This window comes from Mucilaginibacter sp. P5_A4 (assembly GCF_056400605.1).
Window position 1 is genome coordinate 68,045 of record NZ_JBFUKX010000015.1, and the last position, 13,789, is coordinate 81,833.

9 protein-coding genes are annotated in these 13,789 nt (G+C 43.0%); 8 read left to right on the forward strand and 1 reads right to left on the reverse strand.

The features are described from left to right. Positions 1-16 precede the first annotated feature (16 nt). Complete coding sequence (gene nirB / locus AC1DQW_RS11605) at positions 17-2,512, forward strand: nitrite reductase large subunit NirB (protein WP_477454228.1); 2,496 nt, start codon at positions 17-19, stop codon at positions 2,510-2,512. Between the two features lie 84 nt (positions 2,513-2,596). Next, positions 2,597-2,947: a nitrite reductase small subunit NirD gene (gene nirD, locus AC1DQW_RS11610; protein ID WP_477406928.1), complete on the forward strand. Its 351-nt coding sequence runs from the start codon at positions 2,597-2,599 to the stop codon at positions 2,945-2,947. A gap of 107 nt (positions 2,948-3,054) precedes the next feature. Here nirD and AC1DQW_RS11615 read toward each other — a convergent pair whose 3' ends face one another. Next, a complete protein-coding gene (locus AC1DQW_RS11615) occupies positions 3,055-3,750 on the reverse strand; it encodes a Crp/Fnr family transcriptional regulator (RefSeq protein WP_477454229.1) in 696 nt (231 codons plus the stop codon). A 440-nt stretch (positions 3,751-4,190) separates the two neighbouring features. On the opposite strand from AC1DQW_RS11615, the gene AC1DQW_RS11620 reads away from it, so the two are divergent. The 6 genes from AC1DQW_RS11620 to AC1DQW_RS11645 all read left to right on the forward strand — a co-directional run bounded on the left by AC1DQW_RS11620 (position 4,191) and on the right by AC1DQW_RS11645 (position 13,789). Then, positions 4,191-5,798: an alginate export family protein gene (locus AC1DQW_RS11620; RefSeq protein WP_477454230.1), complete on the forward strand. Its 1,608-nt coding sequence runs from the start codon at positions 4,191-4,193 to the stop codon at positions 5,796-5,798. A gap of 28 nt (positions 5,799-5,826) precedes the next feature. Continuing rightward, a complete protein-coding gene (locus tag AC1DQW_RS11625) occupies positions 5,827-7,044 on the forward strand; it encodes a CmpA/NrtA family ABC transporter substrate-binding protein (RefSeq protein ID WP_477454231.1) in 1,218 nt (405 codons plus the stop codon). 78 nt (positions 7,045-7,122) lie between these two features. Beyond that, complete coding sequence (locus tag AC1DQW_RS11630) at positions 7,123-7,908, forward strand: ABC transporter permease (protein WP_477454232.1); 786 nt, start codon at positions 7,123-7,125, stop codon at positions 7,906-7,908. A gap of 33 nt (positions 7,909-7,941) precedes the next feature. Continuing rightward, positions 7,942-8,820 carry an ABC transporter ATP-binding protein gene (locus tag AC1DQW_RS11635; RefSeq protein ID WP_477416111.1) on the forward strand — a complete coding sequence of 293 codons (879 nt, stop codon included), beginning with the start codon at positions 7,942-7,944 and terminating at the stop codon, positions 8,818-8,820. 34 nt (positions 8,821-8,854) lie between these two features. Beyond that, positions 8,855-10,156, forward strand: coding sequence for an MFS transporter (locus tag AC1DQW_RS11640; RefSeq protein ID WP_477454233.1), 1,302 nt, complete (start codon positions 8,855-8,857; stop codon positions 10,154-10,156). Between the two features lie 114 nt (positions 10,157-10,270). After that, a complete protein-coding gene (locus tag AC1DQW_RS11645; protein ID WP_477454234.1) occupies positions 10,271-13,789 on the forward strand; it encodes a molybdopterin-dependent oxidoreductase in 3,519 nt (1,172 codons plus the stop codon).

A 13,789-nucleotide genomic window follows, 5' to 3' on the forward strand; every position in this document is an offset into this window, starting at 1 on the left:
TTTAAAAAATTTCGATATGTCAAAACCAACCATCATTGTTGTTGGCAACGGTATGGTGGGTTACAAGTTTTGTGAAAAACTTTTAGCCAGATCAACCCAGTTCCAAATAATTGTTTTTGGCGAAGAGCMCCGTCACGCTTATGACAGGGTGCACCTGAGCGAATATTTTAATGGCAAAACTGCCGATGATCTGTCGCTTTCCACTTTATCGTGGTATGCCGATAATGACATCGCGCTTCATCTTGACGATCCTATCCAGGAGATCAACCGTACTGAGAAAACAATCCACTCATTAAAAGGTGTTACCTTAAAATATGATTACCTGGTTTTAGCTACCGGTTCATCTGCTTTTGTGCCCGATATTCCGGGGATCGAAAAAGAGGGGGTATTTGTTTACCGTACTATCGAAGATCTGGAGTTGATAAAAGCCTGTGCCGCTAATGCAAAATGCGGGGCGGTAATGGGTGGTGGGTTGCTCGGACTTGAAGCTRCCAAAGCCTTGATTGATCTGGGTATCGAAGAAACGCATGTAATTGAATTTGCCCCGCGGTTAATGCCAAGGCAAATAGATTCGGCCGGTAGCAGTATGCTGCAGTTGAAGCTTAGCCAGCTGGGTTTGCACATTCATTTAAATAAAAGTACCGCTGCAATTGTTGGCGAAAAAAAGATCGAATCACTTCGCTTTAATGATGATAGTCAGCTTGCGGTTGATATGCTGGTAATCTCTGCCGGTATCCGTCCGCGCGATGAGCTGGCAAAACTTGCCGGTTTACATGTAGGCACCCGTGGTGGTATCATTGTGAACGAAAAAATGAAAACCAGCGATGCAAGCATTTATGCCATTGGCGAATGTGCTTTGTATGAAGGAATGATATACGGTTTGGTTGCGCCCGGTTATGAGATGGCTGATATTGTGGCTGCTCATTTAACCGAGGTGGATAAATCTTTCTACGGATACGATATGAGCACCAAGCTAAAGTTGATTGGTGTTGATGTAGCCAGCTTTGGTGATGCTTTTATAACCGAGCCGGATTGTCGTACCATTTTGTTTGAGGATACGCACAAAGGTATTTACAAGCGTATTAACATCTCCAATGATGGTAAGCAGCTTTTGGGTGGTATATTAATAGGTGATGCTGATGCCTATAATATGTTGCTGCAAACTGTGAATAATAAAATTGTTCTTCCTCCCGATCCTGAGGATCTTATCCTGGGTTCAAGAGGTGGCGCTGTAAGTGAAGGTGCCGGCGTAATGAGCCTGCCCGATGATGCGCTTATCTGCTCGTGCGAGGCGGTAACCAAATCGGCAATCTGCTCGGCAGTGAATGAAGGTGGCGTTACCGGTATTGATGGGATGAAAAAATGCACCAAAGCTGGTACCGGCTGCGGTGGCTGTGTGCCAATGGTGAAAGACCTGATTGCAGGAACCTTGAAGGCCAACGGGCAGTATATCAAAAATGTGATATGTGAGCATTTTGATTATTCAAGGCAGGAGCTTTTTGACCTTGTAAAAATAAACGGACTGAAAAATTATGACCTGGTGCTTGATCATTATGGTAAAGGAGACGGCTGCGAAGTTTGCAAGCCTGTTGTTGCCAGTATATTATCAAGCCTTTGGAATGATGTAATAGTAAAACAGGAAGTTATACAGGATAGTAACGACCGGTTTTTAGCAAATATTCAAAAAGGTGGTACTTATTCTGTGGTGCCGCGCATACCTGGTGGTGAGATAACTCCGGATAAATTAATTGTGATTGGCCTGGTAGCTAAAAGATACGGGCTTTATACCAAAATAACCGGAGGGCAGCGTATTGATATGTTCGGTGCGCATTTGAGCGATCTGCCATTGATATGGGAAGAGCTGATAGATGCCGGTTTCGAAAGCGGGCACGCCTATGGCAAAGCTTTACGTACCGTAAAAAGTTGCGTAGGCAGTACCTGGTGCCGGTTTGGTTTGCATGATAGCGTAACTTTCGCTATTGAGATTGAAGATAGGTATAAAGGTATCCGCGCGCCGCACAAACTTAAAGGTGGCGTAAGTGGCTGCGTACGTGAATGTGCCGAAGCGCAGTCAAAAGATTTTGGAATTATAGCAACCGAAAAGGGCTGGAACCTTTACATATGCGGTAATGGTGGATCTAAACCACAGCATGCCCAATTGCTGGCTACCGATATTGATAGTGCAACCTGTATCAAATACCTTGATAGGTTCCTGATGTTTTATATCAAAACCGCTGACCCGCTAACCCGTACTGCAACCTGGCTTAACAAGTTGGATGGCGGAATGAGCTATCTTAAAAATGTGATTGTAAACGATAGTCTTGGCCTGGCCGAACAACTGGAAGAAGAAATGCAGGCGCTGGTAGATACCTATCACTGCGAGTGGAAAGAGGTGATTGAAAGCCCTGGAATGCGCAAACGTTTTGCTCACTTTATAAACGCTCCCGAAGAAAAAGATCCACATGCACAGTTTGAACCAATGCGCGAGCAGGTGCGGGCTAAAGAGTGGTAGGTTTTTAAGTTAAAATTCAAAAAGTCAAAAAAGAAGGCGGCATGTTTTAGAAAGGACGTGTTGGGCTAATAAAAATATAACACAATGGAAACAACAATAGCAACACAATGGATACTGGCATGTTATGTAGATGATGTGCCCGAAAATGGCGGATCGTGCGTAAAGCATGGCGATGAGCAGATAGCTATTTTTAATTTTACCCGCAGGGGTGAGTGGTATGCAACTCAAAATCTTTGTCCGCATAAACAGCAAATGGCTATTTCGCGGGGAATGATAGGCAGTGCCGGTGAAAGTTGCGAGCCAAAAGTAGCTTGTCCTTTTCATAAAAAAGCATTCTCATTACTTACTGGCGAATGTATTGGCGAAGAGGAATTGGTTATTAAAACCTATCCTGTAAAAGTTGCAGACGGTAAGGTATTTGTGGGTATCGCTTAAGGCAAATACCTACAAATAATTAAGATTAAAACAGGCGGGACTCCGATAGAGTCAACGCCTGTTTTTTTTATACACAAACGGGCAACCCGTCTCTGGGTGTGCGTATGCTACTGGTTGGTATCCTGTGTTAAAACAAATAATTTTTCTTGGTTAACAATGCTGATCTTTTTGCCGTTGGTGCTGATGATTTCTTCCTGGGTCAGCTCGTTCACCACCCTGAAAACTGTTTCATAAGTTGCACCGGCATAAGAGGCCAGGTCCTGGCGGGTGAGTTCAATATCAATATGGCCATCTTCGTTAATGCCAAACTGATCTTTTAGAGATACCAAAGCATGGGCAACGCGCCCTTTAACAGGCATATGTGCCAGGTTGCGCATCTTTTTTTCTGCTTCCTGTAATTCATCGGCAAAAAATAACATCAGTTGGTAGGTATATTGAGGGTTTACTTTTAAAGTTGCCTCAAAAAACTCCATATCAACGTAACATATAATACCATTCTCAAGCGCTGTTGCCGAAATAGGGTAATGAGTTGCGTGTTTTCCTAACACCCTGTGCCCAAAAATGGCTCCTTTATTGGCAAAACGGATGATGAGTTCCTTATCTGAGCCCCATTTTTTGTGAACTTTCACATTTCCCTGGTACACAAAATAGATTCCGGTAACCGGGTCGCCTTCGCTAAAAATAACCTGTCCTTTCTTAACTCTGAAGTTTTTTCTGTTTGCGGCAATGGCTGGCAACCATTCTTTTATACAGCTTTTGCATAAAGTACAAGTTTGGTTGTCGCATTGAATGTTCTTTTTCATTTAGTAAGTAATTTCTCTTGTTTTTTATTAAAAATAGCGATAAAAATCGAGTTGTTTGGTAAATTTTGAAGTGTTTAAGCAGTTTAAGTTGATAAATATTGATTTTTATCGAATTTAATTGCCAATTTTTCAATTTTTGCTAAGTAAAAAATTATCAAAAACATATTTTCGTAATTTTTAAACCCATGAAATTTAAAATTTTGATAAAAAATCAATAATTACATGATTTTAATCATAAAAATTAACTTTGCGCTGCAAATATTTGCATTTATTCATTAAATACGATATATTTATTAAATTAAATTCAGAATTATTAAAAAAAAGATGTCGCCTATGGTGTAAACAAAAAAAATATAATAAAAAAGCCCTGTCGGGAGGTCGCATTCCCAGGCAGGGCCAAACAGTTTTTAATCGCTTTAACAAATAAAAAACCAATTCAAATGTATAAAAATGTACGCTATAAATTCATAGTATTTGCCGTATTTTTAATTTTAGGCAGTTTTCAATTTAACACAGTAAGGGCTCAGTTCAGCCTGGCAGGGCAATTACGTATACGGGGAGAAGCCCGTGACGGCTATGGCAACCTTGTACCAAAGGGCGCAAAAAGTGCCGACTTTATTTCGCAGCGCACCCGTTTAAATTTTGGTTATAAATGGGATCTTTTAACATTTGGAGTAAGTGTGCAGGATATAAGAGTATGGGGGGCTGATGCTTCAACCATATCGGCGGCTGATGGCAACCGCCTTATGTTACATGAAGGCTGGGCCGAGTTAACCCTGGCCAATAAAGCCGATACCAACGTACGGTTTAAGTTATTAGATCTGCTTACCTTTAAAATAGGACGGCAGGAATTAATTTATGATGATTCGCGGCTTATTGGTAACCTCGATTGGCTACAACAGGCGCGCCAGCATGATATGGCATTATTAAAAGCCGTGCACCACGGCTGGCAGGTTGATCTTGGCTTTGCTTATAATCAAAACACCGATGCCAATGGTGTAACCAACACCAATTATTTACCAGGTAATTTACCTGCATATATTAAAAATAGTTTAGGTACGCTGGTACCGCTTCCGGCCGGTATTGTTCCGTTAACTGCAGCAGGAAGCGCAGCAAACAACAGTTCAAAAACAGGTACACCTTTATATAGTAACCCAGCCGGTACTAATGGTGCAACACAAAACTACAAATCGTTCACCAGTTTGTATATCAGTAAAAAGTTTAATCAAACTAAGCTTTCTATATTATTGTTGAATGATAATTTTGGTAAATACCGCCTTGATTCGGTAGGCAGCGCAACCGCCGGATATGTTTACGGCAGGCGTTTTGTGCCAAGCAGCGCCACCGATACTTATGACTATGGTATCAACAAACGTTATACCTATGGTTTAATGCTTAGCCCCACTATTGGCAACGCCTCTGGCTTTGGCAAAATAGCTATACAGGGTGCCTACTACCGCCAATCGGGTAACGACAGGGATGGTAAAAAGATGAGTGCGTTTCATTATACTATCGCTGCAACTTATCAAAAAGACCTCTTTAGCATAACCCCTGGTTATGATGTGCTTTCGGGTACTAAAACTTCCGATATAGCCTTAGGTAAAAACAACTCATTTGATCCGTTGTATGGCACACCTCACAAGTTTTGGGGCTATATGGATTATTTTTATGCAGGCACCGGATCGCCTAAAGGCGGTTTAAGTAACCCTTATGTTAAATTTAAATATACTGCCAACACTTTTGCATTAGGTCTGGATCTGCATTCCTTTTCACTGAACCAGGATATGAAAAAAGCAGATGGCACAATTATTAAAAGAAACCTGGGTAAAGAGGCCGATCTGCAGTTAAGCTATAACATGAACAAGTTTACCAATATTGAATTGGCTTACTCGTTGATGAAAGCTACAGACAGTATGCCGTTTGCTAAAGCACAAGCTGTAAACGATGCTACTGCCGCAACCTTTAATAAAACAGGTACCTGGGCTTATGTAATGTTGAAATTTACACCCGACTTTTTTTACAGTAAACCGGTAGCTATCAAACAATAACTAAATCATAAAACTTAAAATGCCTGCAATGAATATATATATACAAAAATATTACAAGCCCATGCTATCATGGTGTTTGTGCGCTTTACTTATGATAAGCGGCGCTGCTGCCAACCCACCCAAAAAAGTAGTTAAGCTGGGTTTTATCCCGTTAACAGACTGTGCCCCGTTGGTAATTGCAAAGGAAATGGGCTTTTTTGCCAAATATGGTGTTGATGTGCAGCTATCAAAAGAAGCATCATGGGCGGTTATCCGCGATAAAATATTAAATGGCGAACTGGATGCTGCGCATTGTCTGTTTTCTATGCCTTTTTCGGTGTACACAGGTATTGGTGGTAAAGCCGGGTCTGAAATGAAGATAGCCATGATCCTTAATAATAATGGCCAGGCTATAACCTTGTCGAAAGATTTTTGCGGACTGGTTGGTTTCAGGGACCTGAAAAAAGTGGCCGGTGCCATTAAAGCTGTAAAGGCCCGTAAAGAAGTAACCTTTGCCATGACGTTTCCGGGCGGAACGCACGATATATGGTTGCGCAACTGGCTGGCAGCCTGCGGTGTAAATTCAAAATCGGTAGGTATTATCACCATACCGCCGCCGCAAATGGTAGCCAACATGAAAGTGGATAACATGGAAGGCTTTAGCGTAGGCGAACCCTGGAACGGCGTAGCCGCAACACAAGGAATTGGGTTTACCCAAATATCCAGCCAGGACATCTGGAAAAACCATCCCGAAAAAGCGCTGGTAGCCAACAAGGCTTTTGCCGAAACCGATAAAGAGGATCTTAAAAATGTGATGAAAGCCATTATTGAAGCCTGTAAATGGCTTGATGTAATGAGCAACCGCAAAAAAGCAGCGTTGTTACTAAGCAAACCAAATTATGTGAATGCACCGGTACAGGTTATTGAGGCCCGGTTAATGGGTTCAACAGAAATTGGCTGCGACCTGGGCGTTCAAAAATACAAGGATGATTATATGTTGTTTTACAACAATGGCGCGGTAAATACGCCAAAGCTATCATACGGTATTTGGTTTATGGCTCAGTACATGCGTTTTGGGATGATCAGTACTGCGCCGGATTATTCTGCGGTAGCGCAAAAATTAATCCTGGATGATTTATACAGCGAGGTTGCCAAAAGCATGGGAGTACCTGTGCAGGAGGATATGAAACCYTTTAAAACAAACCTGGAAACTATAGTTTTTGATCCTAAAAACCCGGCTCCATATATAGCCGGTTCAAAAAAATAGTTTGAATAGTTATTTAACATGGAAAAAACCTGCCGGGATTATATGGCCCGGCAGGTTTTACCAAAACATTAAAATGATATGAAGCAATTATTTTCAGTAAAAACAGCCCTGTCGGTAGGCTATTTCCTGGCAGGCATGATCATTATGGGCGGTATATGGGCTTTAATAGCTAAGCTCACTAAAAACGAAATTCCTGCGCCATCGGCTACCTGGACTGTTTTTAAGGAGGTAATACAGCATCCATTTCAAAACGATGCCGACCAGAAAGGGATAGGTACCAAACTGCTAAGCTCGCTTAGCCGGGTAAGCATTGGTTTTGGTTTGGGCAGTTTATTTGCAATACCCATTGGCTTAATTATGGGGAGCAGCAAAATAGCTATGCGGGTTATTAACCCGATGGTGCAAATTTTAAAACCTGTTTCGCCCCTGGCCTGGTTCCCATTAGGGCTGGCCATTTTCCAGGACTCGCCAAAGGCCAGTATTTTCATGATTTTTATATGCTGTTTATGGCCCACTTTAATCAATGCGGCTTTCGGCGCTTCGCATATTCCGCAGGATCATAAAAATGTGAGCAAGGCCTTCGGTTTTTCAAAGTGGAAATATCTTACCAAAATATTGTTGCCATTTAGTTTGCCTCATATTATTACCGGCCTAAGGCTATCTATAGGTATTGCCTGGATGGTAATTGTTGCCGGCGAAATGCTTTCGGGAGGAATTGGCCTGGGCAACTTTGTTTGGGAAGAGGGATTTAACGGGGGCAGCGTAGCAAAAATTTTAGTAGCTATTATTATAATAGGAGTAGTAGGCTCATTGCTGGATAGGTGTTTTACCTGGTTACAGCAAAAATTCTCGTACGCGGTTTAAAAATTAATCATCATTTATTAAAAATTTAATTTTATGAGTAACGTGTCAATAATTGCACCACCTGCGGATGACATTACTGCAACTGCCGAAATTATTTTGGAACAAGGCGCCAATGCGCCGGTGAGTATCCAGGTAAATAATGTAACAGTTAGTTTTAAAACGCCTAAAGGAATATATACCGCTGTTAAGGAAATTGATCTGACAGTAAGAAAAGGCGAAATAGTTGCACTGATAGGCCATTCCGGCTGTGGTAAATCAACCCTTATGAGCACCATAAGCGGCATGGTTAAACCTACAAGCGGCGAGGTATATGCAAATGGTAAAAAAGTAAACTCGCCCGGACCCGATAGAGGAATTGTGTTTCAAAATTATTCCCTGCTTCCGTGGCTTACAGTTTATAAAAATATTGAGGTAGCGGTTGGCGCCGCCCTAAAAGAATTGTCCGCTGCAGAGCGGGTTAAATTAGTAGAATCTAATTTAAGGATGGTAAATCTTTGGGAGCATAAGGATAAATTGCCTGGTCAGCTCTCGGGAGGAATGAAGCAACGGGTGGCTATAGCCCGCGCTTTTGCTATTAATCCAAAAATATTATTGCTTGACGAGCCTTTTGGTGCGCTTGATGCCTTAACCAAAAGTGCAATGCATGTTGAGCTCCTGAAACTATGGAACCTTGATCATCGCGAAAAAACCATTGTGATGGTTACGCATGATATTGAAGAGGCGATTTTTTTGGCAGATAAGGTAGTGGTTATGAACAATGGCCCTGCAGCTACAATAAAAGAAATTGTGGATGTTCCGTTGGCAAGGCCGCGTAATAAAAAATTTATAGTACACGATCCCATGTATATGGAAATTCACGACCGCTTATTGAATTTATTGATTGAAAAGTTCTCTATAGATGATGAAGACTAATAATATACCATCCCACAAAATAAAAAACGATAGCATGAATACTACAACAATGAAGCAACTTACTAAACTGAATATATTTTCATTAAAGGGCGTGCAAATGCGCACCTTCCACACCACCTGGCTCATGTTTTTTGTGTGCTTTTTTGGCTGGTTTGGCCTGGCGCCACTGATGCCAACCATCCGTGCCGAACTGCACTTAAGCAAAGGGCAGGTAGGTAATACCATTATAGCATCTGTAGCTGCTACTATTATAGCACGCCTTATTATTGGTAAGCTTTGTGATACCTGGGGACCACGCAAAACAGCAGTAAGATTATTGCTTATAGGTTCATTGCCCGTTTTTTTAGTGGGTTTGGCGCATGATTACACTTCGTTCCTGTTGTTCCGCCTTGCTATTGGCGTAATAGGTTCGTCATTTGTGATTACACAGTTTCATACATCTATGATGTTTGCACCTAATATAAAGGGTACAGCCAATGCCGTAACAGGTGGCTGGGGTAACCTGGGTGGTGGTATAACTAATATGGTAATGCCGTTAATATTTGCCGCCATAGTTGGTGCAGGTTTTACAAAAGCCGAAGCATGGCGTTACGCCATGATAGTACCGGGTGTATTGATGCTGATTATGGCATTTATATATAATAAATATACCAAGGATACGCCCAACGGTAACTATGACGAAATAGGGCATACCAAAACCAGTTCTTCAAAAACGGATTGGTCTATTTTGGCCGACTGGCGCGTTTGGGCCTTAACTTTATCATACGCCATGTGCTTTGGAATGGAAATCACGTTTGATAACGTAGCCTCATTGCACTTTGTTGATACGTTTCATTTGTCGCAAAGCTCTGCTGGTTTTTGGGCGGGTATTTTTGGCTTCATGAACATTTTTGCCCGTGCATTGGGTGGTATCGTATCTGATAAGGTTGGCGGTAAATTCGGCATGCGCGGTAAGGGCTTATTGCTTGCGGGTGTATTGTTATTAGAAGGTGCAGGGCTTATTTTGTTTGCCAACTCTGGCAATCTTACTGCTGCTATTATTTCTATGCTTTCATTCGCGCTGTTCCTTAAAATGTCAAATGGTGCTACTTATGGTATTGTGCCATTTATTAACAGTAAAAATGTAGGTATGGTGAGCGGTATAGTTGGCGCAGGTGGTAACCTGGGTGGTATGCTGTTTGGCTTTTTATTCAAATCATCTACCATTACTTATGTGCAGGCGTTTACCTACATCGGCGTTGGTGTTATGGTAGTATCTGTAATTGTATTGATCACCCGTTTCCAAAAACAAATAGTATCAAAAGAAGTTGAAGAGCCGCTTGTAGCGGTAGCATAGTTAAGCTAAAAGCAGAAAGCTAAAAGCCAAAAGCTTTTTAGCTTCAGTTATAAATAAAAGCAGAATCGCTTAAAGCCTTTGGCCTTAAGCCTTCTGCTTTCAGCACTAAAAAAGATGTCGATAAATAAACGCTCTGTTAATACATTAAAAAGTACCTGCTGCTACTGCGGGGTAGGTTGCGGCGTTGTTATTAATAAAGAGAAAAATGGCAGCATCACTTTAGAGGGGGATAAAGATTATCCTGTAAATAAGGGGATGCTATGTAGCAAAGGGCTTAACCTGCACTACACTGCCAATGATAAAACCGACAGGCTGTTGTACCCGCAAATGCGCTATAACAAAAGCATGCCCATGCAAAGGGTAAGCTGGGATGATGCACTGGAGCGTACAGCAGCCGTTTTTAAAACTTTCATCAATAAATACGGACCGGAGTCGGTGGCGTTTTATGCTTCGGGGCAATGCCTTACCGAGGAGTATTATGTGGTGAACAAGCTGATGAAGGGTTTTATAGGCAGTAATAATATTGATACCAATTCGCGCCTGTGTATGAGCAGCGCGGTAGTGGCTTACAAAGTAGCGCTGGGAGAAGATAGTGTACCGGTTTGTTATGACGATATTGAACTGGCCGATTGCTTTTATGTTACCGGCGCCAACCCGGCATGGTGCCACCCCATATTATGGCGAAGGGTTGAGGCCCACAAGGCGGCAAATCCCGATGTTAAAATTATAGTGGTTGATCCCCGGGCTACCGATACCTGCAGCATTGCCGATCTGCACTTGCAAATAAATCCCGGTACGGATATTACGCTTAATCATGCTATTGGCAGGATATTGATAGAAAATGGCGACATCGATATTGATTTTATAACCAACCATGCCGATGGCTTTGAGCAATACAGCCAGCTTGTATTTGAAAGGACCCTTGCTGAATCTGCCGAGATTTGCGGGCTAAATGAAAACGACATTTGCCTTGCGGCAAAATACATTGGCGAAGCCGAAGGATTCATCTCTATGTGGACGATGGGGCTTAACCAAAGTTCGATAGGGGTAAACAAAAATTTAAGTCTTATAAACCTCAATTTAATAACCGGTCATATTGGTAAGCCGGGCTCGGGCCCGCTATCATTAACCGGGCAGCCAAATGCTATGGGCGGGCGCGAAGTAGGCGGTTTGGCCAACCTGTTGCCGGCCCATCGCAATTTGGCAAATCCACTGCACCGTGCCGAGGTACAAAAGTTTTGGGGCGGAACGGAAATAGCCGCTAAGCCAGGCCTAACGGCCACCGAAATGTTTGAGGCCCTGAATGATGGACGTTTAAAGGCCATCTGGATTATGTGCACCAACCCGCTAACCAGTTTGCCCAATGTGCGCCTGGCCGAGGAAGCCTTGAAAAAAGCGAAGTTTGTAGTAGTGCAGGAGATCAGCAATAAGCCGGAAACCCTGGCTTATGCCGATGTGATACTACCTGCGGCTGCCTGGGCCGAAAAAGAAGGCACCATGACCAATTCCGAGCGGCGCATCAGTTACCTCAATAAAGTATTGGATGCTCCCGGTGAGGCAATGCCCGACAGCGAGATCATTTGCAAGTTTGCCCAAAAAATGGGTTACAAAGGCTTTGATTTTAAAAATGCTGCCGAAATTTATGCCGAACATGCCAAACTCACCGCTAAAACCAATATAGATATCAGCGGGTTGAGCTATGATATCATCAAGCAACAGGGATCGGTGCAATGGCCTTATAAAAAACGAAATGCTGTTGTGGGCACTCAACGTTTATTTACCGATAAGCAGTTTTATACCCAAAGCGGTAATGCGCTTATCAGTGCTGTGCCCGATAGGCTTACCAGCGAAATGCCCAATGATGATTATCCATTCATCCTTACTACCGGCCGCATCCGCGATCAATGGCATACCATGAGCAAAACCGGGAAGGTGAACAAGCTTAACCAGCATATTAAGCAATCGTTTATGGAGATAAACCCGCTGGATGCTGTTGCGTTAAATATACAGGACGGCGACGTTACCATCATCAAATCCCGCAGGGGCGAGGTGCAGGTTAAAGCCAAAATTTCCCCCGAAATAAAGCAAGGTGTTGTTTTTGTGCCGATGCACTGGGGAAAAATTTTAAATAACGATATGCACCGGGTTAATAATGTTACCAATGATATACTTGACCCGATATCAAAAGAACCCGATTTTAAATACTGCGCGGTAAGCGTTCAAAAATATAAGAAGCCTTTTCAGCGGATAGTAGTTGTGGGTGCGGGAGCAGGCGCGCATGGCTTTGTTCGATCGTACCGGGAGTTGAACAAGGATGATGAGATCACCATTTTCAGCAAGGAAGATTATCCGTTTTATAACCGCGTAATGCTGCCCGACTACATTAGCGGCGAGCAAAGCTGGGAACAGCTGGTAAAAATGACCGACGAAGAGGAACCAGAATTTAAGATTCGCCTGTTACGCGGTGTAAGCATAGAGAAGATTGATCGTGCCAACAAATACGTGCTGGATAGCAGGGGCGTAAAAACCTATTATGATGTTTTATTACTGGCTACCGGCAGCAGGGCGGCTATACCTAAAAATGTACCTGCATTGCAGGGTATTTTCAGCATGCGTAGTCGTAACGATGCCGATAACTTTAAAAAACACATGCCTAAAAGCGGCCATGTGGTTATTGTTGGGGGAGGATTACTGGGCCTTGAAATGGCTGCTTCCCTGCGCGAAATGGGCATCACCATCACCATTATCCAGCGTACATCCAGGTTTTTGAACCGTCAGCTGGATGAGTTGGGAAGCCGTTTGCTGCACGAGGAAATGGCCGACCAGGGTTGCGATATTTTTTATGATGATGAGGTACAGCTGTTTTATGGCCGGTCTAAATTAACCGGTATCGGCTTAAAAAGCGGCCGCAAAATTGATTGCGATGCCATGATCCTGGCTATTGGCACAACGCCCAATCTGGAAATTGCCAAAGAGAGCGGATTGGATTGCAAACGCGGTGTGCTGGTGAACGAACGCCTGCTTACCAGCGATCCATCTATATACGCCATTGGCGAAATTGCCGAGTTTAATGGTACCCTGTACGGTATAACTGCCGCGGCAGAACAGCAGGCCGCCGTGGTAGCCGGTTACATGAACGGCGATATTGCCAGCTATTATAAAGGCAGCCTGTTCATGAACATCATCAAGATTCATGGGTTTGACCTGTGTAGCATTGGCCTTTCCGAATGCCCTGATGATAAGGATTATGAAGAAATAGTATTTATTGACAAGGCCAAACGCTATTACAAAAAATGTATTATTCACCAGGATAGGTTGGTGGGCACCATTTTAATAGGTGATAAGGGCGAGTTCCAGGAATTTAAGGAACTGATAGCCAACAAAACCGAGCTGAGCGACAAGCGCCTTAAACTATTACGCAGCGGTAAAACCGCCGAACCTGTTTTAGGCAAACTGGTATGCAGCTGCAATAATGTTGGCGCCGATAATATCCGTAATAAAGTAGCATCTGGTTGTACCCAGCTGGCTGATGTTTGCAATTCAACAGGGGCAGGCACAGGTTGCGGCTCATGCCGGCCCGAGGTTAAACGTTTGCTGGAGGAGGTTTTACAGCAACAATTAATGAATGCTTAA